We start from the raw sequence: 20,481 nt of genomic DNA, 5'->3' as shown, positions 1-20,481 counted from the left end.
TCGGAGGCCGAAATGAGCACGACGTCAACACCGGAACACCTCGCGAATCTCCCCGAGGTCGATGCCTCAACCATGCGATCCGTACTGGGACACTTCGCAACCGGAGTCATCGCAATCACCGCCTTCGATCCGACCACCGGACAGGGAGCAGGGCTGGCAGCGAACTCCTTCACCTCGGTGTCACTCGATCCGCCACTGGTGGCGTTTTGCGTCGCCCACACCAGCAGCTCGTGGCCCGCGATCAAACGCGCAGAAACCTTCGTCATCAACATTCTCGCCGAGGATCAGGAACATGTCGGCCGGAAGCTCGCGGTCAAGGGTGGCGACAAGTTCGCGGGACTGGCGTGGAATCCGTCCCCCTCCGGAGCGCCGATCGTCGAAGACGCAGTTGCCTGGATCGAAGCTCGCATCGAAGCCGAACACATCGCCGGCGACCACGTCATCGTCGTATCGAGAGTGCTGCACCTGTACGCCGACGACCGGACACCGCTTCTCTTCCACAAGGGAAAGTACGGTCGTCTGCACCTCGCAGCAGACTGATCATCCCCGCTCAGCGGCGCGACGACTCGCCGCCCACCACTCGGATTGAACCTGCGTCCGATCCGAGTGGGCTCAACTCACGATCGAGAATCATCCGATTTCCTGCCCCGTGGGAGGCATCATGAGAACTCACCGTTTTCCATCTGTCGAACAGATCGACCCCGTTCGTCACGACGAGTTCGACACCGTCACCGAAGCTCTCGATGCCATCGCACGCGGCGAGATCATCGTCGTCGTCGATGACGAGAACCGTGAGAACGAGGGAGACCTCGTCATGGCTGCCGAGCACGTCACCACCGAAAAGATGGCGTTCATCGTTCGTCACACCTCCGGCTTCGTTTGCGTCGCCATGCCGGAAGAACGAGCTGCGGCACTCGGATTGCCCCTGATGGTGCCGGCGACCGCCAACGGTGAAGGCCTCGGAACCGCGTTCGGAGTATCGGTCGACTCCAGAGACGATGTCACGACAGGTATTTCCGCGGCCGATCGTGCAGTGACTGCACGCAAGCTCGCCAGCTCGCGCACCCGTGCGGACGACCTCACCCGGCCCGGGCACGTCATGCCACTTCTGGCTCAGGCGGGCGGAGTACTCGAGCGGGCTGGGCACACCGAGGCGACGGTCGACGTGTGCCGCATCGCAGGAGTCGAGTCTGTCGGAGTGCTGTGCGAATTGGTCGACGACGACGGTGAGATGTCGCGCCGGACGTCGTTGTTCCGATTCGCGCGGCAGCACCACCTGCCGATCATCAGCGTGCGGGACCTCGTCGAGTACCGTAGGCGGAACGAGCGCATGGTCAGCCGCGTTTCCGACGCCCGTATTCCGACAGACTTCGGAGAGTTCGCCGCCTACGCGTTTCGCGCCCACGACGGCATTGAACACCTCGCACTCGTGGCCGGGGCACCCCATCTTGCCGATTCCGCCGCCACCGCCACTGCTCCCCTCGTTCGCGTGCACAGTGAATGCCTGACGGGCGATATTCTGGGCTCCCTCAGGTGTGACTGCGGTCCACAGCTGAGGGATTCGCTCGAAACCATCGCAGCGGAGGGCTCTGGAGTGCTCGTCTACGTGCGAGGCCATGAAGGGAGAGGAATCGGTCTCGGCGCGAAGCTCGCCGCATACGGGCTGCAGGATGCGGGGTACGACACCGTCGACGCAAACATCGAGCTGGGCCTGCCTGTCGACTCACGGAATTACGCGGTCGCCGCTGCCGTTCTGAGGGATCTCGGGATCACGCGGGCCCGACTGATCACGAACAACCCCGAGAAGGTTAAAGCCTTGTCGGAGTACGGAGTCACGGTGACCGAACGCGTTGCCCGGCCACCATACGTCAATCCGCACAACATTGATTATCTCCGCACGAAGGACAGCAGACTGGGCCATTCGATCCTGCAGGTCTCGAACGTCGCCGAGTCTGCGGTCTAACGGCCCGTGAGTGGGTGACGGGTCTCTGGACTCCTCACCCACTCACGGGCGGCGAAGCCGCCCATCGTCGTGGCGCATGATGCTGTCGAACTGCCCGCGAAGCATCTTGCGCGCGGGTTCTGATTCCAGGAACACCGGAATGTTCTCGGTGTGCTCGTACTGCGGCCCGCACAGTGACAGTCCTCCGTCGACCGCGAGGTTCTGGCCCGTGACGTACTGAGCCAGATCTGACAGCAAGAACATCGCCGCGCAGGCGACGTCTGCGACCAGCCCACGTCTGCCCAGCGGAATGACGTCACGTTCCCGGTTTCTCTCGGATGTGCGCGCGGGATGCATTCTCGGTGAATTGATCAGCCCCCACGACACGGTGTTTGCTCGAACTTCGAAGGGTCCGAGTTCGACGGCCATGGTGCGAGTCAGGGAATCGAGGGCCGATCGTGTCGCGCCATAGTACGAAAACCAGGGCATTGCTCGCTCGGCGTCCGCGACGGACAGGTTGACGATCGAACCACGGCGCTCGTCGACCATGTGGCGCGCGACCGTCTGGCTGGTTCGCAGCGCGTAGGTCACGTTCGTCGCGAGAGCACGACCCCATTGGTCTGAATCCAGGTGAAGGAAGTGTCCGATCTCGTCACCGGTCACGCCGCCGACGACATTGACGAGGTGCCGGACCGGGCGGCCGGGTCGGTCGAGGACAGATTCGAGGTCACGGATCCCACCTTCGGTGGTGATATCTGTCAGCACTGAGCGCAGCGATTCGGTGTGGCCGACGGCTGCGGCGAGTTCTTCTGAACGCTTTTCGTCACGGTCCACGACGATCACAGCCGAGCCGGCGCGAAGAAGCAGCCGGACCAATGCCGAGCCGACACCACCACTCGCCCCACCGACGACAACCGCGCAGCTGTCCGCGAACCCGGGAAATGCGAAGTCGGGAACTGGTGGAAGCTGGAAGGTCACAGCGGCATCGCCAATCCGCCGTTGACTCGCAAGATCTGCCCGGTGATGTACGACGCGGCATCCGAGGCCAGGAACGTGACAGCGGCGGCGACCTCGCTCGCTCGACCGGGTCGACCGAGAGGAATTTCGGCACTGTGTTCACCGTCGATTGTGTTCTGTTGCTCTTGGTTCACTGTGCCGTCCGGGTTCCGATAGTGAGCTGCGGTCATCGATGTCGAGATGTATCCGGGAGACACGGTGTTCACCCGGACGCGATCGCCGCCTAGTTCCATGGCGAGGGTTCGGGTGAGCTGTAGAACACCCGCCTTCGGGATGCTGTATGCCCCGAGGTCGGGCGCGCGGCCGTCAACCGTTCCGGACGAGATGTTGACGATGCTTCCACCGCCGCCACTGATCATCGCGTTGCCGACGGCTCGACATCCGTATACGAGACTTTTCAGGTTGAGAGTGAGCCCGTGGTCGAACTCGTCGTCGCGCATGGATAACAGGGGCCCGCGGGCAGTGATCGCGCCGGCGACGTTCGCCAGAACATCGATCCGGCCCGTCCGGAGGAACAGATTCGACGCAACGGACTCGAAGCCGGCCTGTGAGCGCACGTCCAAGGTGTAGGAAAATGCGGTGCCACCCTTCGCCGTGATCTCGTCTGCACAGCTTCGGCACGACTCGTCGTCGATATCCGCACAGCCCACTACGGCTCCCGCGGCGGCGAGTTCAATCGCCGTCGCACGGCCGATACCATTTCCGGCGCCGGTGACCAGTGCGGTGCGACCGTCCAATCCGAAGATGTTGTTGGACATTCGGTCTCCCCACACTTGTATGGCCCGCTGAATCGACCTGATATGCCGCCCCTCACGCCTTCAACGGCGCGTACAGCACTAGTGCGTTGCCCCAGGGGTCCAGCACAACTGCACGTGTCTCGTGCGGCCCGTCCTCCGGATCGCGGACGATCGTCGCGCCGGCGGCGACAGCGGCATCCACCGCAGACGCGACATCGGACACCTTGAAGGACGCTGCGACGCGACCGTCGGTGACGTCCTCTTCGGGACCGGCGATGGCGACGGTGACCTTGCGACCGTCGAGCGCAGCGAATCGAGTGCCGTCCTGAAATTTCGTCGGAAGGGTCAACACCGATTCGTAGAACTTCACCGCGGAGTCGACATCGTCGACGGGATACAACACGTTCCCGACGGAAACCTGCTGGGTCATGATCGGATTCTCCAATTCTCTCGCGTGAACTTGCGGACGCCGGCGCTCACAACCGATTCGACTTCGTGTCTTCGTAGCGTTTGCGGGCGCGGGCATTCGCCGCTCCGAGCGCTACCTGAAAGTCACCCTCGGAGTTGTGGAAGGTGTTCCAGTTCTCGATTCGACGACGATTCGAATCCTGGAAGTGCGGCACGACCTCCCTCGCAAACAACTCGTACGAGTTCAGCGTGTCCTGCGGTGATGCCCAATCGAGCACTCGGATCAGGTGGGTGCCGTAGCCGCCGGACATTTCTTGCATGCGCTCGATGTGCTCGATCGCATCTTGCGGCGTTCCGACCACACCGAGATTGGACGCGCGGAACACGTCGAGGACCGAAGCCCCCTCATCCAGACCCGACGAATCGTAGATGGCCTTCAGAAAGCTCGCATCCCGGAACAGGTAACGGCCGGCGTCTTCTATGGCGTACGAGACCTGACGCTCAGCTTCTTCCCGTGTGGGAGCCACGTGAATGACACTCACCAGCCGCCAGTCTCGGCGGTCGCCCGGTCCGTGTCCGTGCAGCGCGCGCTGCTCCGAGTAGATGTCCCAGTGTTCGGCGAGCACGCGGCTGCCGGCGTCGGTGGCGGCTGCGAGAGCGAGCATCGGCAATCCGAATCGCCCGGCCAACATAGCGCCCGCAGGTGAGATGACGGCCGTGACAGCCACCTCCGGGTGGGGGCGCGTATAGGGCAGCATCTGCAGCTGGGCCTGTCGCAGTTCGAACCACTCGGTTTTGCGGTCGATACATTCGTCGGCGGTGAACAATGCGAGAATCGCTTCGAGGGATTCTTCCATTCGTTCACGGAGCGATGAGTACTCGAGCCCCATCATCGCCGCGTCGGACGGCAGTGCACCCGGCCCGACGCCCATGATGAGCCGACCGCGGGTGAGATGGTCCAGCAGTGTCATCCGTTCGGCCACCATCAACGGATGGTGGTAGGGAAGCGAGACCACTCCGGTGCCCAGTTTGATGTTTCGGGTGCGTTGAGCGGCTGCCGCGATGAAGAGTTCCGGACTGGAGATGATTTCCCAGCCACTCGAGTGATGCTCACCGACGAAGGCTTCCTCGAACCCGAGCTTGTCGAGGTGTTCGATGAACTGGAGGTCGCGCTCGAGGTCCCAGGTGGGATTGTTCGACGGCTTGTGCTCGGGCCCGAGGAAGACACCGAACTTCATCCGTGTGCGGTCAGGGCTGGTCACGATCGATCACTTCCTTTGGTTACGCGGGTTGTCCATTCGACGGCTGGTGATCTATTCATGGGTGGCAGCCCTTCGTGCATCGGTCGCCGCGTGGTCGATCTCGCCGTCCGAGGTGATGATCACGCCGTAGGCACTGCGTGCGCCCTCAACTGTGATCCGTGCGGCCGCGACGTCGTCGACGACGCTTTCCACGGGCCGTTCGAATGGATTTCCGATTCCGCCGCCGCCACTCGTCTCGACGATGAACTTCTCACCCGCGAGAAAGAGTTCGTTGTTGACTTTCGAGTTGAGAACGACAGTGTCTCCGGCGAGTGTGCGTTTCCTGAAGGCGCCGGTGACCCCGGGGCTCCCTCCGTCACGCCCGCGGGGGCCGGTTTCGAGCCGATCGCCGCGAGTGGTGACGTAGGCGTCGGCGAGAAGCCGGAACACCGTGCGGGTTCCGAGGCCGCCGCGCCAGCGTCCTGGCCCGCCGGAGTTCGCGATGTACTCGACCTCCTCGACGATGAGCGGGCAGCGCACTTCTACCGGCTCGACCTGAGGAACCGAGTTCCGCCCGAGGCCGAAGTGAATCCCGGTGGCATCCGGCCCGTCCTTTCCGAAACGGGCTCCCACTCCTCCGAATTCGTAGGCGAGATGGACCCAGTACGGTGCCGTCGTCGCGGCGATCGAGAAGGGTTGCAGGATCCCTGATGCCGCGATGGCTCGTTCAGGGACGGCATCGGACAGCGCCTGGAGGACGGCCTCCATCGCCGCGTATGCCGGGAGGAAGCGTCCACCACAGGGGTACGGCGACTGGGCATTCAGCAGTGTGCCCTCGGGGAGATTCACCTGCAGGACGCGCAGGCACCCGTCGTTCATCGGGATCGTCGGGTCGACGAAGCACCTGAACGCGAACACCGCTGCGGCGAGCGACTGGGAGATACTCGAATTGACGGCAGCAGCGACTTGCTTGTCGGTGCCCTCGAAGTCCAACGAGATCTCGCGGTCGCCGATGGTCACCGCCACCTGCACACGATGGTGGTGCAGGCCGGTTACACCGTCGTCGTCGATTGTGTAGTCCGAACAGTAGATTCCGGCAGGCAACTCCGCGATCGCCGCTCGGGTGAGTACTTCGGTGTAGTCCAGGTAGTCGTTGACGCCGTCCGCGAATCCCTGCACTCCGTATTCTTCGATGAGTTCTTCGACGCGTTTGGCCGCGGTCGACGCGCCCGCAATGAGTGCGCGGACATCGCCTTGCACCTTGTCCGGTGTCCGGCTGTTCAGTGCAAGGATCCGCATGATCGGGTCCTCCAGCCCGTCCGCACTGGCGACGCGGACCGGCGGCAGTTGCAGTCCCTCGGCGAAGATCTCGGTGGCCAAGGACGCCATTCCACCGGCTGAGGCCCCGCCGATGTCCGACACATGGATCAAGGTCGCGGTGAAGTACTCCACCGTGCCCGCGACGAAGATCGGCTTGAAGATGAGGATGTCGTTGGTGTGTACCCCGCCTTTGTACGCATCGTTGGTGGCGAACACATCTCCGGGACGCATCGTGTCGATCGGGATGTCGGCGAGCAGGAAGGGCACCGCCACCGACAGCGCCATGCTGTTCATCAGGGTCGTGGCCATCGAGTGAGCGATGAGGCGGCCGTCCTTGTCCAGAATGGCCGCCGACGCGTCGGAACCCTCCACGACGAAGGTCGAGAAGGCGGACCGCACGACGACGATGCTCGCCTCTTCCGCTGCGACGACGAGTGCGTTGCGGAGCACCTCGGACGTCAGTTGCGCTGCGCTCTGTCCGCTGGCGTCGAGAGTCGGGGCCGATCCGCCGGCTAGAACGTGCGTCATTACTTCTCCTCCGAAGCGCGCGAGAGAATTACGTTGAACTCGCCGTCGACCAGGGCATTCCATGCCGGTGGGACCACAATGGTCGATTCACCGTCCGCGATGACGAGGGGGCCCGGCACCGGCTCGGCGCCGATTCCTTCGCGTTCGTAGACAGGGGTTTCCCGGTATTCACCGAACTCCCGGAACCATACGCGTCGCTTCCGTGATGGCCCCTGGCCCCGTGCATCGGAAGTCGCGCGGCGCCCGAGAGGTACTTTGGGGACGACATGGGTGACCCGGACTCGGTAACTCACCAGTTCGATCGGGCCGGAACCGTCGATTCCGTATGCCTCCTTGTACTTCGTGGCGAAGCGCGCACGCAATTCCGGAAGCGACGTGTCATCCCAGTGCCTGCCGCTGCCGCCGTCGCTGATCCGGATGGTCAATTCGTGTGCCTGGCCGGCCAAGCGCACGTCGACTGATCGCTCGACTCGGGTGGTCGGTGCGGCGAGTTCCACACCGAGATCCGTGGCCGCGGCCTCGGAGAGCTGAACGAAGGTGTCGTCGACCGACCTACCGTCGATCTCGTTCTCGTGGCACAGGCGGGTGAGGACACGATCGGTGCTCAAGTCGGTGCCCAAGAGCCCGACCGCGGAGCCGACACCGCAGGACGGGGGAATGATGACGGTGCCGATGTCGAACTCCTCGGCCACTCGCGCCGCATGCATCGGGCCCGCGCCGCCGAATGCGACGACGGAAAAATTCCGAGGATCCAGGCCACGCTGGACAGTAACCACCCGCACCGCGGCAGCCATTGTCGCGTTTGCGATCTCGTGAATCGCGTTTGCCGCGGCTTCGAGACCGACACCGAGCGGCTCCGCCACACGCTCGCGGATCGCGCGGTCTGAATTCTCGGGTTCCAGGCCCATCGTTCCTCCCGCGAAACCAATCGGATCGAGGTAGCCCAGGACGAGGTTCGCGTCGGTGACAGTTGGGTCCAGCCCGCCGCGGGCGTAGCACGCCGGGCCCGGCTCCGAACCGGCCGAATGAGGTCCGACACGCAACGACCGACCCTGGTCGACCCAGGCGATGCTGCCGCCGCCGGCTCCGACCTCGGCAAGGTCGATCGCCGGCGTCTTGATCGGTACTCCGGTACCGGCGCGGCGCCCTCCGAAGCTCCCCTTGCCGCCGACGTGGAACTCGGTGGTGATAGCCGGGGCGCCGTTGCGGACCACCGAGGCCTTCGCGGTCGTTCCACCCATGTCGAACGAAATCACATCCGGTTTACCCGCCGACAGACCTGCCGCACGGGCGGCGAGCACTCCGGCGGCGGGACCTGACTCGATGGTCGCGACCGCGCGCCGCCCGGCGAGGTCCGCAGACATGACACCCCCGCCGGACTCCATGACCTGCACGCGCGCGTCGATTCCGGCGTCGCGAAGCCGCTGCTCGAGCTTGCGCAGATACGAGACCATCACCGGGCCGACGTAGGCGGACATCAAGGTGGTGGTGGTGCGTTCGTATTCACGCAACTCTGGCCACACCTCGGCCGACGTCACGACTGTCGCCCCTGCGGGGAGCACGTCGCGCACAATCTCTGCGGTGCGCAACTCGTGAGCAGGATTCACGTATGAGTGCAGCAAAGCGATTGACACCGATCGGATACCGCGGTCCCGGATCTGCTCGGCGACTGTGCGCACGGACGACTCGTCCAGGGCAATGATGACCTCACCAGCGCTGTCGAGGCGCTCGTGCACGTCGAAACAATCGGCCGCCGGGATCGGCGACAACGGCGGATCGAAGAATGTGTCGAATCGGTCTTCCTCCACCCGCGCGTAGCGGCCGAGGGGAAGCAGGTTACGAAACCCACGCGTACCTATGTGCGCGACTCGGACACCCTTCTGCTCCAGAATCGCGTTGGTGGCAAGTGTGGTCGCATGGACCACCCGATTCACTGCGGTCGGCTCCACGCCCGCGGTGGCGAGGGCCGCCTGAACGCCCTTGACGATTCCTTCGGTGGGGTCGCCGTGAGTACTGAGCGTCTTGGCAACCGATTCCTGGCCGGCCGGACCGGCGAGGACGACGTCGGTGAAAGTGCCCCCGACGTCGATGCCGAGGGCGTACCCGTTCGGCGAGTGGTTCGGATCTGCTGACATGGAGTCACCCTAACTACTTGAGCAAGCGCTTGTCTATGAGATGATGGTGCGCAGTTGAGACCGCGATTCGGCGACGAGGACGGACAGCCACGGCACCAACTCTCGGCCGTCCTCCCCCGCCCTACTCCACGGGGTCCAGCAGACGTCCTCATGTTCCCAGTTGAGCCGGACCCGCTGATGGCGTGTGGTCGCCACGAAGACGTGCACCGTCCAATTCCCGTCATCGCCGGGCAGGCACAACACCGGACCCTCGACGAGATCGGCCAGGTCCAGGCGGGACAGCCCTGTCTCCTCGACCAATTCGACCAACACGTGCTCCGTGGGATCGGCACCGGAGTCGAGATAGCCCGTGACACAGTGCCACCTTCCCGGATCGCTGGCAACCAACGAACTCCTCCGCAGCAGGCACAGGTCGCCGTCGTTCTGCAGGAGTAACGCGACGACACTGCGATCGCCACGCCCGAGGCGCTGGCCAGTAGAAGCCATCTTCACCCCTTTCGGTGTCGTGGGTCACTATACACTTACCCAAGCGCTTGCTCAGTAGTGTATCTTCGGGAGCCATGCAGACCGATCTCGCAGGCAAGGTAGCGCTGGTAACCGGTGGCGGCGCCGGCATTGGCGCTGAACTATCCCGCCGCCTCTCCCAGCGCGGCGCAACAGTTCTCGTGCTCGATCGCGACCTCAGCGCGGCCAAATCCGTAGCGAACGCGATCGACCGGGGAACCGCCGTCCAAATGGACCTCGCGGACTCCGCATCCATCGCCCTCGCTCTCGCAGACAACGCAGCTCTGCGCGAGGTCGACATCCTCGTGAACAACGCAGGCCTGACCCGGGTCGAACGGTTCGTCGACAGTGATCCCTCGGCGTGGGACACGCTGTGGCAGGTCAATCTTCGCGCGCCCATGCAACTCTGCCGCGCAATCATCCCAGAGATGACGAAACGGGGATGGGGCCGCGTCGTCTTCGTCGCCACCGACAGCGCGCGAGCGGGTGGCGGCGGAGAGGGCATCTACTCCGCGACGAAAGCCGGCCTTCTCGGGTTCTCGAAAACTCTGGCACGAGAGACGGCTCGCGACGGCATCACGAGCAATGTCGTCTGTCCAGGGCTGATCGACACGGCCATGCTGCAATCTGTTGCGGAGAACAACGCTGCATTGATGAACAAGCTGATCGGCGCCATCCCAATGCGCCGCATGGGCTCCGCAGACGAAGTAGCGGCGGCAATTGAGTTCCTCTGCTCCGCCGACTCCGGGTATGTCACCGGCCAAACCTTCAGCGTGAACGGCGGTATCACCATGATGTGATGCGGACGCTCGGCCCGCATGACTCGATGAGGATCGATCTCTTCGGCACGACGGTGCTCGTCACTGTCGTGCCGGGAGGAACTTCGGGTAACTCCCGCCTAGAGAACCACCACCGGATTGATCGGACTCGCAGTGCCTCCCACAATGGGCAATGGCGCGGCAACGAAGAGAAACTCCGCCCTCTCTGTTCGCGAAAGCTCCTCCAGCCACAGCATTTCGATGAGCGATACACCATGCTCCCACAGGGTCAGCATGTGAATGTCCTCATCGACGGACCCATGGAACACGCCCCCGGGATCGAGTGCACCCACCGCGATGTTGTCGCTGCCGATAGCCACAACGTCACGTTCGACCAGCCACCGGCCCCCGCTGTGGCACAGACCTGGCTGCTCGTCGTTGTATTTTGCCGGGTCCTGCGCGAAAACGGTGGCCCATCCGGTCCGGACAAGTACCACATCGCCGCTGCGAATTTCTACACCGGCAGACTGCGCCGTATCCGCGAGCAACTGATCGTCGATTCGCACCGACGCCGACAGGTGCGGTACGCCGAGATGACTGGCAACGTCGAGCATCACACCGCGGGTGATGAGCGGGCCGAGTTTGTCGATCCCACACCGTGTCGCGCCGTAACTGCGCACCCGATTTGCCGAATGACCGTTGAACAACGAATCACCGCGCCACATGTGCGACAGCGCATCGATGTGAGTAGTCGTGCCGTGCGGCGAGAGCATCAATGCATCATCTGCCACCGACATCTCGCCCTTGATCCGACCTGTCCCGGCGGCATAGTCCCCGCCGTCCATCGACATGAAATGCTGCGGCAGTGGCCGCCCGGCGAGATGGGGGATGCGGGATGCGGCCGGCCCGGAGGTCGCCCCCCGGATGGGCAGGGCCAGCGAGATGACCGTCCCGTCCCGGACGGAGTCGACCGCGTTTCGCACAACTTCCGCGGTCAAGAGGTTCGCGGCGCCGCGTTCGTCATCTGCTCCCCACCGACCCCAGTTCCCGAAGTGCTCGTCCCTGTCGTGTTCAGTCGGTTCCGCCATGTCGTCCATCCTTTCGGCGCAGCATCTGACCTTCAGCGTATGATACCAAGCAATCGCTTGCTTAAATACTTTCCTATGAAGAAGGATGCGCCGATGCCCCAGAATTCGAGCCCCGTCCTCCATCCGTCCGAGCCCGCCGACGGCGCAGCACCGGAGCCACACAGCTCGGCGGCACCGGCTCACGAGCAAGTTCCGGAGCACCGAGTCAAGGCGATGCTCACGCAGTACGGAATCGACGTGCCCGCCGGCGCGACCTTCAGTTGCGCCGGTGAAGCAGCCGAGGCCGTGAGCGGATTGCGTGGTCCACTTGTCCTGAAGGCCTTCGGCCCCGGCCTCCTCCACAAGAGTGATGTCGGCGCCGTCGTCCTCGGCCTCGACGCCGACGACGTTCCGGCAGCGGCCGCCAAGATGGAAACCTCACTGGCCGGCAGGGATCTCGTCCCGACCGGGTACCTGGTCGAGCAACAGCACCCGGGCGGGCTCGAGCTGATCGTCGGCGTCGTCCGCGATTCCACCTTCGGTCCCGTCGTTCTCCTCGGGCTCGGTGGTATCGCCACGGAAATGCTCGACCTGTCTGCGCTGCGCGTCGCACCGCTCACCCGTGAGGATGCCGAGGCACTCGTGGACGGCTTCCCGGGCGCCCCACTACTGGAAGGAGCCCGGGGTCGCACGCCGGCCGATCGTGGCGCACTCGTCGACTTCCTGCTGGCAATCGCCGGCGAACAGGGCCTGATCCACGATCTCGGCGACCGGTTGGAGGAATTCGAGTGCAACCCGATCGTCGTGACGTCGACTGGCGTGCAGGCGCTCGATGCACGTCTCATCCTCACCTCTACCACGCACGCCCAAGCTGAACCTGCACCCGCCACCGACTTCTCACGCCTGTTCGCGCCACGCGCGATCGCCGTCGCCGGCGCATCCACCAGTCGCTCCACCTTCGGCAACCGTTTCCTCGCCGCCTATCGAGCGGCCGGATGGAGCGAACGTCTCTACGCGCTTCACCCGCAGGCCACAGAGGTCGACGGCGTACCCGCCTTCCCCTCGATCGAGGCGATGCCGTCCGCCGTCGACTACGTCGTGGTGGCCGTACCCGCAAACGCGGCACCGAAGGTCGTGGCGGATGCGGCCACCGCCGGAGTCGGCTTCGTCCACGTCGTCACCGGCGGCTTCGCCGAGATGGGCGAGGCCGGTGCCGCCCTACAGAACGAACTGACGCGCGGCGCAGACGGCACGACGACGCGCATTCTCGGGCCGAACTGCCTCGGAGTATTCGCGCCCGGAGGAAGGCAGACATTCACCCTCGGCGCACCGATCGAGGCCGGATTCGTTTCCGTGGTGTCGCAGAGCGGCGGTCTGTCCGGTGACATGATCACTGTCGGGTCGCGCAGGGGTATCCGCTTCTCCAAGCTGGTCAGCATCGGCAATGCCATTGACGTAACCCAAGGCGAACTCGTCGACTGGCTCGTTGACGACCCCGAGACGCGAGTGATCGGCATCTACCTGGAGGGCACCCGGGACGGTTCGACTCTCCTGCATGCATTGCGTCGCGCGAAGGGCACCAAACCGGTGGTGGTGTTGCGCGGAGGTTCGAGCGCCCAAGGCTCGGTGGCGGTCAGTTCTCACACCGGATCGATGGCCAGCAGCACGAAGGTGTGGTCCGCTGTCGCCGAATCCACCGGTGCCGTCCAGGTCGGTTCCCTCGAAGATTTCCTGTCCTGCCTGAGCTATTTTCAGCAGTACATCGACCACCGACCTGCCGCCGACGCCGACGGGGTCCTCGTCATCGGACTGGGCGGCGGCGCATCCGTACTCGCGACCGATGCCTGCGATCGGGCCGGGCTTCGGCTCAGTCCCCTGCGCGACGATCTGCGACGAGAACTGCGCGAGCGCGGCTACGGAGCGGGAACCAGCGTGGCCAATCCTCTCGAGGTGCCGGTCGGTCCCGCATCACCCCCGTCGATTCTCGTCGATGCCCTCACACCCGTATTCGCCTCCGAAGGGCAGAGTTACCAGGATCTCCTCATTCATTTCAACGCGGCCGCCTACTACAACTACGGGACCGCGGGCATCCAACCCCTGATCGATTCGCTGCACACCGTCATCGGGGCCGAACTGCCGGTTCGCGTCGCAGTGGTCATCCGGAACGCAGACGTGTGCCCGCCGTCCGACATCGAGCTCATGAACTCATTCGTGAGGGAAACCGGTCTCGCGGTGTACCGCGGCTTCGACGAGGCCGCGAGCGCAGTCGCCGCAGCTCAGTGTTTCGACGCTTGCCGGATAACCGAGGCCTGATCGCTCCCGAGAAGCGCAAAGCGCCGGGCTCGAGCCCGGCGCTTTGCTGTCGGTCACGATATCGCGCACACCCGGCGCCGAACGCAACAAGCGGCGCCCACGACGACAGTCATGGGCGCCGCTTCGCCTCGCGGACCTGACAATCTGGCCTAGATATCAGTGCGCAACAACGTCCGAGGCCGTTTTGACGGTGCGGACGTCGGAGGCGCGGCCGTGCGGCATGATCTTCAACACGAGCAAGCCGGTCAGCGCGAATGCGGCAGCGATGAGGAACGCGATGCGATATCCCTGCGGTCCGAAGAACGTTCCCAGTTCGGTGGTGAACGTGTGCATCGCGAGCATCGCGAAGACCAGCTGCACTGCGAGCGCGCTCGACAGATTTTGCGCGGACAGCATGATCGAGGACGTGATGCCCTGCTTTTCGGGAGGTGCCGACTGGACGACGAGGTTGGGCAGGCCACCGTAGGTCGCACCCATGCCGATGCCACAGAACAGCAGCCACAGCAGCACCTGCCACGACTGTGAGTGAAGGAAGCCGAGGCCGATACTGCCGACCGCGAGGGCGCTGCACCCGACCATCATCGGATAGCGGATACCCCACCGCATCGCCTTTGCTCCGCAGACGAAGCCGCCGATGACCATGGCGGCTCCGTGCGGAGCCATGTAGGCGGCGACGCCGAAAGCGTCCGAACCGAAACCGATCTCCCCGCTCGGATCCCGCGGCATCTGAACGATCAGGGGGATGAGCGAGACCACGATTGCAGCGGGCCCGTATACGGCGAAGTTGAGGACGAGGGTCGTCCACATCGGCCGTGTGCGCAGAAGCGAGATCTCGATGATCGGCTCCGGGAAGGAGCTGTCCCACCAGACCCAGGCCGCGAAGCAGGCTAGACCCGCCGCCATAAGTCCGAGGAAGGAGAGTGAGGTCCATCCCCATGTGCCTGCGTTGCCCAGGCCGTATACGAGCAGCGCGCCGCCGAGGCCGAGCAGAATCGCACCGAGCCAGTCGAGTCGGGACTTCACCCTCAGTGGCGACTCCGGCAACAGTGCCAGCACACCGACGATGCATACCGCCTGGAAGGCGGCGATACACCAGAACACCGAAAGTGGGCCGTACGAGTCGATCAGCCAGCCGGCAATGAACGGCGCCACCACCAACAATGCGCCGGCGCCGGTGAAGGTCACCGTGATTGCGAAGGCGATCAGCGGTTTCGGGAAGACATCCCGGATGAGGGAGTACCCGAGTGCTGGGGTTACGTAGAGCAGTCCTTGCAGGCCGCGGCCGACGAGGAAGATCTCATAGTTCGGTGCCATCGCTGACACGACTCCGCCGATGGCCGACAAGCCGGTGACGATGACCAGAAGGTTGCGCTTGCCGCGTAAGTCGGCGAGCTTTCCGATCAGGGCGACGCCGACCGCGGTGACAAGGTTAGCGACGGTGATCGTCCAGCCGAGGTCGGCTGTCTGAAAGTGTAAACCGATCCCGGGCAATGCAGTTCCGACGAGACTGTATGAGAAGGTCGCAAGTTCACCGAGCATGACCACGACGACGAGCGCCCCGATCCAGCGTGGTGTCCAGTACTTGGCCTTCTCGTCGGCCGCTGGTATCTGGCGGGTTTCGTCGAGGGGGTCGAGGGAGGGGGAATTTGTTGTCATGCACGGCTCCTGTCCGATCCGGAACGATGACGGAGGATGATGTGACGCACGACACTACGTGCTCGGAGTCACATTAATTGACCAAGCGCATGCTTGGCAATAGCCTTCATCGTTCCGACAAACCGGAACGTCACGGATCAATAGCCGCCCTGGGCGGTGAAGATCCGGCGCGGATTGTCGACGAGCATGGTGTCGATGTCCTGTTGACTCACTCCGCTCTCCAACAGGGCAGGAACGACATCCTGTGGGATGTGGGTCCACCTCCATTGCGGGTTCAACTCCCGCCGCCTGACGGGATCCGACATGTCGGAGAAGCACGAGGTGTCGTGCGACAGAACCATGCGTTCGGCATACCCGCGTCGACACATCTCGGCGACGATCTCGACCCGCTTCGCAAAAGGAACGGTGTTGAGCCCGAATCGGTCCATCCCCAGATATGAACCCTCGTCGGCAAGTTCGGCAAGATATCCGTAGTCGTCGGTATCACCCGAATGACCGATCACCACGCGAGTGAGGTCGACGCCCTCTTCCTTGAAGACCTTCTGCTGGTCCAATCCTCGGCGCAGTCCCGAGTGCGTATGCGTGGTGATCGGGGCACCGGTCTCCCGGTGTGCGTGCGCGACCGACCGCAGCACGCGGTCGACGTCTTTGGTCAGTCCCGCCTCGTCGGTGACGCACTTGAGCAGTGCCGCCCGGACTCCGGTGCCGGTGATGCCTTCGGTGATGTCGCGGACAAAGAACTCCGCAAGGCGGTCGGGTCCGCCCGCCGGCGTACCGGGCCCGCGGTAGTGGAAGTACACGGGAAGTTCGCTGAGCACATATGCGCCGGTTGCGACCACGATGTTGACGTCGGACTGTTCGGCAACGCGCACCACCCGTGGGACGTACCTGCCGAGACCGATGACGGTGAGATCGACCAGCGTGTCGAAACCCTCAGCCTTGAGGGCTGTCAACCGTTGAACCGCTTCCGCGATCTGAGCATCCTCGTCCCACTGTTCGGGGTAGTCAGGCCAATTCTGTTGCACTTCGGGGCTGATGACGAAGATGTGCTCGTGCATCAGAGTGCGACCGAGCGCGGATACCGGCACTTCGCCGGTCGCGGTTGGGATTGTGGCTTCTGTGGTCATCTCTATTCTTCCTCTGGCGGGTAGGTCGGTGGAGCCGGACAGGATCTCAGATCGGCGCCTGCGGATGCACGATGTGGTTCTGCGCGTGCCACGGTTGGTGCGCCTGGAACCCGCCGTCCACGATGATGGTCTGACCGGTGACGTATCGCGATTCCGGCCCGGCAAGAAAGGTGATGACCGAGGCCAGGTCGGCGGTCTCGCCGAAGTCGTCGACCAATAGATTGGCGTTGTACGCCGCGAGCTTGTCCGGGGACAGGTTCTGCTGAGCAGTAGGGCTCAGAATCAGGCCGCTGGCAACGGCATTGACCCGGATTCCCCTCTTGCCGTGCGAGGTGGCGACCGAGCGGGTGAGTGAGTATTTCGCTGCCATCGACGCCGCGTAGGCGACGTGCACGGTGTCCCCGCTGAATCCCGATGTAGAACCGACGTTGACGATCACTCCTCCGCCGCTTTGCTGCATGATCGGAATGGCGTAACGCGTCGCCCAGACGGCACCGTAGAAGTTGACGGCGAAGGTGCGTTCCCACGCGTCGTCTGGTGTGATTTCGACGTTCACATCAGCCTTCTCCACGCCGCCGTAGGCGACGGCGTTGTTGATCAGGCTGTCGATTCGACCGAACGTGGTCTCGGCCTGAGCGATGAGCTTCTCGACGTCCGATTGCACGCCTACGTCGGCGACGACGGCATGCACCGATCCTCCCGCTGCGGCGATTTCGTCCGCTACCGCTAGGAGCTTCTCCTCCTGAATGTCGTTGATCACCACGGATGCACCCAGCTCCGCCAGTCGCAGCGACACGGTTCGTCCCACCCCCTGTGCTGCGCCGGTGACGATCGCGACCTTTCCATCCCAGTCGACCATTAGCCCGTTCCTTCCTGTTGATTTTCCTCCACGCTACTAGAGCAAGCGATTGCTTGGTATAGTCCTCACACCATTATCCGAGGAAAGGAGCGGGCGAATGCTCGACTTCGAGAAACGGCCCGGTGCGGCCCTCATCGCGGGTGGAACGGGCGGCATCGGTCGCGCGATCAGCCGTCTGTTCGCCGAACGCGGCAGCGACGTGTTCTTCACCTACCGCGGAAATCAAGAAGGTGCCGCCGGCCTGGCATCCGAACTCAGCGCGCTGGGCGCCAAAGCGGAGTTCGCACGAGTGGACCTCGCGAATAGCGACGAGGTCGGCGAGCTCGTCACCCAGGTACGGGCCTCGTTCGGCGCAATCCATACCGTGGTCTACGCCGCCGGTCCTCATGTCCCGATGACCCACCTGAGCAAGGTCACGCCTGAACAATTTCGACATCAACTCGACAGCGACGCTGCTGCCTTTTTCAACCTGGTCCATCCCACGCTCCCGCTCCTGCGCGAAACACGCGGCAACATCGTCGCCGTCACCACCGCCGCAACCCGGCGGTTCCCTGTCCGCGACGGCCTGTCATCGGCCCCCAAGGGCGCCGTCGAATCCGTCGTTCGGGCGTTGGCTGCCGAGGAGGGACGATTCGGTCTGCGCGCGAACTGCGTAGGACCGGGAATGCTCACCGACGGTATGGCTGCGCGACTCATCGGATCCGGCGACCTCGACGACCGAGCCTTGGAGATCACCCGTGGCAACATTCCGCTGCGCCGGTTCGGCGACGCCGACGACATCGCCGAAGCCGTCGCGTTCCTGGCGTCCGACCGGGCTGACTTCATCTCCGGGCAGACTCTCGACGTCGACGGAGGATATGGCGTCTAGAGCCTTTCGCATATGAACTGTGGGGGCGGCTCGGTCCGAGCCGCCCCCATCGTCGTCACCGGGCCGCTATTCTCCGGCCAGTTTTTCGACGACCGGGATGAATGCTTCCAGATCCTTGTCGTTGTGCAGGACGAAGAAGTTCAGGCCATGCGTGTCCCGCCAGAACCGCAATTTGTCGACCATCTCGCTGACATCACCGCGCAAGATCTGCGGAGTGTCCTCCTGCCGAGACAGATTGACCGCACTCCAGCTTTCCGTGCTCTGCGGAATTCCCACTTCCTGGATGCTCGTGCCGATCGCGATGTCGTCGAATCGCGTGCCTGCCGACTCCCGGATGGTGTCGATCTTGCCGAGGAACGATTCCAGACCACCGTCCTTCTCGTCGGGCGCCGTGCCGTCGGCCCGAACCCGCAAGGTCAAGTTGACGTAGTCAGCGTATTTGCCGGCCAGACGCAACATCTTCGGGCCACCGCCAGGGAAGAGGAACTTCGGATACGGTTTCTGTACCGGCTTCGGCTCCTGCACCAGTTCATCGATCTGGTAGTACTCGCCCCGGTACGAGAATGGCCCCTCGCCCCACACCCCACGCAGGACCTCGAGTGATTCGACGAAGCGATCGAATCGCACCTTCGGCGGATCGAAACTCAGTCCGGCGCGATCGTAGTCCTCGCGCATCCAGCCCGTGCCGAGCCCGACATCGAGTCGGCCATCGGACAACACATCCAGGGTCGCCAGTTCCTTCCCCAGTACGACCGGGTGACGATAGTCGTTCGAGAACACCAGTGTTCCGATGCGGAGTGTCGATGTTGCTGCTGCCGCGGCGGACAACGCCGCGATCGGCGCAAACCGAGGACCCACGAAATGGTCAGGCATCAGCATCGTCGAGAAGCCGGATTGCTCCACGAGCCGCGCCCGCTCCGCCCAAGCCCGACCCGACTCGGCCTTCCGAACGACCACGCCGAACTTGAATTGCTTAGTCACATTGTCAGTTGTCATCTGCCTTCATTCCTCGCTCACTGCTACCAGAACGGGCTTCGGTGCTGCCTCCCGCAGTCCGCCGAATCGGCGAACTGCTTCCAGCAGGTCGGAGAGCGCCCGCTTGCTCGCCGAGGTTCGGGGCGCGACTCCTGTGAAGCCATGTGGCACATCGGGAAAGGAGTGCAACTCGACCGATACGCCCGCACGGATCATCCGGAGGGCATAGTCGATGGCCTCGTCGTGCAGACAGTCCGCGCCCGCCGCCACGACGTACGCGGGCGGAAGTCCGACCAGGTTCGTCGTTGCGGAAGGAGATGCATAAGCAGGTGGCGCGGACCGCTCGGCGCCCAGATAGTGCTGCCAGCATACCTCAGCGTCGTGAGCGTTGAAGATCGCGCCATCGGCGTACCTGCGCATCGAGTCGAAGCCGAGCGTGGAATCGATGAACGGGTAGAGGAGGATCTGACCCGTCACGAAGGTGAGACCCTCGTCGCGCAGCCTCAGAGCAACGGCGGCCGCAAGTCCGGCGCCGGCGCTTCCACCGCCGATCACGATATTTCCGTCGCCCAGCCTGTCGAATTGCGCTGACCCACCGGCCGCTGCCAGCGCCGTCACCACGGCGTAGCAATCCTCGAATCCGGCGGGATAGGGATGCTCCGGCGCGAGCCGGTAGTCGACCGAAACGACCCCGATCCCGAGGTCGGATGCGATTCGCGCACAGAGACTGTCGTCCTCGTCCGCGGTTCCGACAACGTAGCCGCCGCCGTGGATCCACACGAGTGTCGGGGAATGAGCCGACAGGTCGGTCGGCAGGTAGAGCCTCGTCTCTACGTGGTGCCCGTCGACGCTACGAACGCTGCGGTCGACGAGTATCTCTATGTTTCCGGGTAGCCGTGGTGGCTCGATCGACGCGTGCAGTTCCGCGAAACTCGCCCGCTGGGCGGCGGGGTCGTCGAACTGCAACGGTGGAAAGTTGGCTACTATACCTTCGAATTCGGCATCCACTGGTTCTCCTGTGTCGAG

The 20,481-nt window shown here is 63.9% G+C and carries 18 protein-coding genes; 5 read left to right on the top strand and 13 right to left on the bottom strand.

All coding sequences use genetic code 11. From position 1 onward, the window contains the following. The first annotated feature begins 12 nt into the window (after positions 1-12). Together ACFTWF_RS37280 and ACFTWF_RS37275 are read left to right on the top strand one after the other, a co-directional pair. Positions 13-540, top strand: a complete 528-nt coding sequence (locus tag ACFTWF_RS37280) for a flavin reductase family protein (protein ID WP_378466099.1) — start codon at positions 13-15, stop codon at positions 538-540. Between the two features lie 121 nt (positions 541-661). Next, positions 662-1,963: a bifunctional 3,4-dihydroxy-2-butanone-4-phosphate synthase/GTP cyclohydrolase II gene (locus tag ACFTWF_RS37275; protein WP_378466098.1), complete on the top strand. Its 1,302-nt coding sequence runs from the start codon at positions 662-664 to the stop codon at positions 1,961-1,963. Positions 1,964-2,005: 42 nt separating this feature from the next. Here the strand turns inward: ACFTWF_RS37275 and ACFTWF_RS37270 are convergent, their stop codons facing one another. Genes ACFTWF_RS37270 through ACFTWF_RS37240 form a run of 7 tightly spaced genes read right to left on the bottom strand, consistent with a single transcriptional unit; the run spans position 2,006 to position 9,814 of the window. Next, positions 2,006-2,920 (bottom strand): SDR family NAD(P)-dependent oxidoreductase, encoded by a 915-nt coding sequence (locus ACFTWF_RS37270; protein WP_378466097.1) that lies wholly within the window; start codon positions 2,918-2,920, stop codon positions 2,006-2,008. Next, a complete protein-coding gene (locus ACFTWF_RS37265) occupies positions 2,917-3,717 on the bottom strand; it encodes an SDR family NAD(P)-dependent oxidoreductase (protein WP_378466096.1) in 801 nt (266 codons plus the stop codon). Before ACFTWF_RS37265 ends, ACFTWF_RS37270 begins: the two co-directional genes overlap by 4 nt. Positions 3,718-3,769: 52 nt before the next feature. Further along, complete coding sequence (locus ACFTWF_RS37260; protein WP_378466095.1) at positions 3,770-4,126, bottom strand: VOC family protein; 357 nt, start codon at positions 4,124-4,126, stop codon at positions 3,770-3,772. A 46-nt stretch (positions 4,127-4,172) separates the two neighbouring features. Next, on the bottom strand, positions 4,173-5,366 hold the full coding sequence (locus ACFTWF_RS37255) for an LLM class flavin-dependent oxidoreductase (RefSeq protein WP_378466094.1): 1,194 nt from the start codon (positions 5,364-5,366) through the stop codon (positions 4,173-4,175). A 51-nt stretch (positions 5,367-5,417) separates the two neighbouring features. Continuing rightward, on the bottom strand, positions 5,418-7,193 hold the full coding sequence (locus tag ACFTWF_RS37250) for a hydantoinase B/oxoprolinase family protein (protein ID WP_378466093.1): 1,776 nt from the start codon (positions 7,191-7,193) through the stop codon (positions 5,418-5,420). Next, positions 7,193-9,328 (bottom strand): hydantoinase/oxoprolinase family protein, encoded by a 2,136-nt coding sequence (locus tag ACFTWF_RS37245; protein ID WP_378466092.1) that lies wholly within the window; start codon positions 9,326-9,328, stop codon positions 7,193-7,195. The genes ACFTWF_RS37250 and ACFTWF_RS37245 overlap by 1 nt, the downstream gene beginning before the upstream one ends. 33 nt (positions 9,329-9,361) lie before the next feature. Beyond that, positions 9,362-9,814 (bottom strand): NUDIX domain-containing protein, encoded by a 453-nt coding sequence (locus ACFTWF_RS37240; protein WP_378466091.1) that lies wholly within the window; start codon positions 9,812-9,814, stop codon positions 9,362-9,364. Between the two features lie 74 nt (positions 9,815-9,888). Between ACFTWF_RS37240 and ACFTWF_RS37235 the strand changes: the two genes are divergently transcribed. Beyond that, a complete protein-coding gene (locus ACFTWF_RS37235; protein ID WP_378466090.1) occupies positions 9,889-10,632 on the top strand; it encodes an SDR family NAD(P)-dependent oxidoreductase in 744 nt (247 codons plus the stop codon). A 98-nt stretch (positions 10,633-10,730) separates the two neighbouring features. On the opposite strand, the gene ACFTWF_RS37230 is transcribed toward ACFTWF_RS37235, so the two are convergent. Then, complete coding sequence (locus ACFTWF_RS37230; protein ID WP_378466089.1) at positions 10,731-11,678, bottom strand: cyclase family protein; 948 nt, start codon at positions 11,676-11,678, stop codon at positions 10,731-10,733. Between the two features lie 93 nt (positions 11,679-11,771). Between ACFTWF_RS37230 and ACFTWF_RS37225 the strand changes: the two genes are divergently transcribed. Further along, positions 11,772-13,970 carry an acetate--CoA ligase family protein gene (locus ACFTWF_RS37225; RefSeq protein ID WP_378466088.1) on the top strand — a complete coding sequence of 733 codons (2,199 nt, stop codon included), beginning with the start codon at positions 11,772-11,774 and terminating at the stop codon, positions 13,968-13,970. Positions 13,971-14,126: 156 nt separating this feature from the next. Here ACFTWF_RS37225 and ACFTWF_RS37220 read toward each other — a convergent pair whose 3' ends face one another. The 3 genes from ACFTWF_RS37220 to ACFTWF_RS37210 form a co-directional block, all read right to left on the bottom strand. Beyond that, complete coding sequence (locus ACFTWF_RS37220) at positions 14,127-15,626, bottom strand: MFS transporter (RefSeq protein ID WP_378466087.1); 1,500 nt, start codon at positions 15,624-15,626, stop codon at positions 14,127-14,129. A 137-nt stretch (positions 15,627-15,763) separates the two neighbouring features. Beyond that, positions 15,764-16,753: a phosphotriesterase gene (locus ACFTWF_RS37215; RefSeq protein WP_378466086.1), complete on the bottom strand. Its 990-nt coding sequence runs from the start codon at positions 16,751-16,753 to the stop codon at positions 15,764-15,766. Positions 16,754-16,799: 46 nt separating this feature from the next. After that, on the bottom strand, positions 16,800-17,612 hold the full coding sequence (locus ACFTWF_RS37210; RefSeq protein WP_378466085.1) for an SDR family NAD(P)-dependent oxidoreductase: 813 nt from the start codon (positions 17,610-17,612) through the stop codon (positions 16,800-16,802). Between the two features lie 97 nt (positions 17,613-17,709). On the opposite strand from ACFTWF_RS37210, the gene ACFTWF_RS37205 reads away from it, so the two are divergent. Beyond that, positions 17,710-18,480, top strand: a complete 771-nt coding sequence (locus ACFTWF_RS37205; protein WP_378466084.1) for an SDR family NAD(P)-dependent oxidoreductase — start codon at positions 17,710-17,712, stop codon at positions 18,478-18,480. Between the two features lie 66 nt (positions 18,481-18,546). Here ACFTWF_RS37205 and ACFTWF_RS37200 read toward each other — a convergent pair whose 3' ends face one another. Both ACFTWF_RS37200 and ACFTWF_RS37195 read right to left on the bottom strand, forming a co-directional pair. Continuing rightward, entirely contained in the window at positions 18,547-19,476 is a 930-nt protein-coding gene (locus ACFTWF_RS37200; protein ID WP_378466083.1) for a TIGR03621 family F420-dependent LLM class oxidoreductase, read from the bottom strand. 6 nt (positions 19,477-19,482) lie between these two features. Beyond that, positions 19,483-20,463 carry an alpha/beta hydrolase gene (locus ACFTWF_RS37195; RefSeq protein ID WP_378466082.1) on the bottom strand — a complete coding sequence of 327 codons (981 nt, stop codon included), beginning with the start codon at positions 20,461-20,463 and terminating at the stop codon, positions 19,483-19,485. Positions 20,464-20,481 lie beyond the last annotated feature (18 nt).

The organism is Rhodococcus sp. NPDC056960, assembly GCF_042674125.1.
Classification (GTDB): Bacteria; Actinomycetota; Actinomycetes; order Mycobacteriales; family Mycobacteriaceae; genus Rhodococcus_F.
Note: the sequence above shows the minus strand (reverse complement) of the source record. Positions and strands in the feature narration are given on the sequence as shown.

Bases quoted from the DNA above. Each gene is read 5' to 3' on its own strand.
- ACFTWF_RS37280 (WP_378466099.1), top strand. From the start codon at position 13: ATGAGCACGACGTCAACACCGGAACACCTCGCGAATCTCCCCGAGGTC.
- ACFTWF_RS37245 (WP_378466092.1), bottom strand. From the start codon at position 9,328: ATGTCAGCAGATCCGAACCACTCGCCGAACGGGTACGCCCTCGGCATC.
- ACFTWF_RS37210 (WP_378466085.1), bottom strand. From the start codon at position 17,612: ATGGTCGACTGGGATGGAAAGGTCGCGATCGTCACCGGCGCAGCACAG.
- ACFTWF_RS37230 (WP_378466089.1), bottom strand. From the start codon at position 11,678: ATGGCGGAACCGACTGAACACGACAGGGACGAGCACTTCGGGAACTGG.
- ACFTWF_RS37225 (WP_378466088.1), top strand. From the start codon at position 11,772: ATGCCCCAGAATTCGAGCCCCGTCCTCCATCCGTCCGAGCCCGCCGAC.
- ACFTWF_RS37235 (WP_378466090.1), top strand. From the start codon at position 9,889: ATGCAGACCGATCTCGCAGGCAAGGTAGCGCTGGTAACCGGTGGCGGC.
- ACFTWF_RS37215 (WP_378466086.1), bottom strand. From the start codon at position 16,753: ATGACCACAGAAGCCACAATCCCAACCGCGACCGGCGAAGTGCCGGTA.
- ACFTWF_RS37205 (WP_378466084.1), top strand. From the start codon at position 17,710: ATGCTCGACTTCGAGAAACGGCCCGGTGCGGCCCTCATCGCGGGTGGA.
- ACFTWF_RS37240 (WP_378466091.1), bottom strand. From the start codon at position 9,814: ATGGCTTCTACTGGCCAGCGCCTCGGGCGTGGCGATCGCAGTGTCGTC.
- ACFTWF_RS37275 (WP_378466098.1), top strand. From the start codon at position 662: ATGAGAACTCACCGTTTTCCATCTGTCGAACAGATCGACCCCGTTCGT.
- ACFTWF_RS37200 (WP_378466083.1), bottom strand. From the start codon at position 19,476: ATGACAACTGACAATGTGACTAAGCAATTCAAGTTCGGCGTGGTCGTT.
- ACFTWF_RS37250 (WP_378466093.1), bottom strand. From the start codon at position 7,193: ATGACGCACGTTCTAGCCGGCGGATCGGCCCCGACTCTCGACGCCAGC.
- ACFTWF_RS37220 (WP_378466087.1), bottom strand. From the start codon at position 15,626: ATGACAACAAATTCCCCCTCCCTCGACCCCCTCGACGAAACCCGCCAG.
- ACFTWF_RS37260 (WP_378466095.1), bottom strand. From the start codon at position 4,126: ATGACCCAGCAGGTTTCCGTCGGGAACGTGTTGTATCCCGTCGACGAT.
- ACFTWF_RS37265 (WP_378466096.1), bottom strand. From the start codon at position 3,717: ATGTCCAACAACATCTTCGGATTGGACGGTCGCACCGCACTGGTCACC.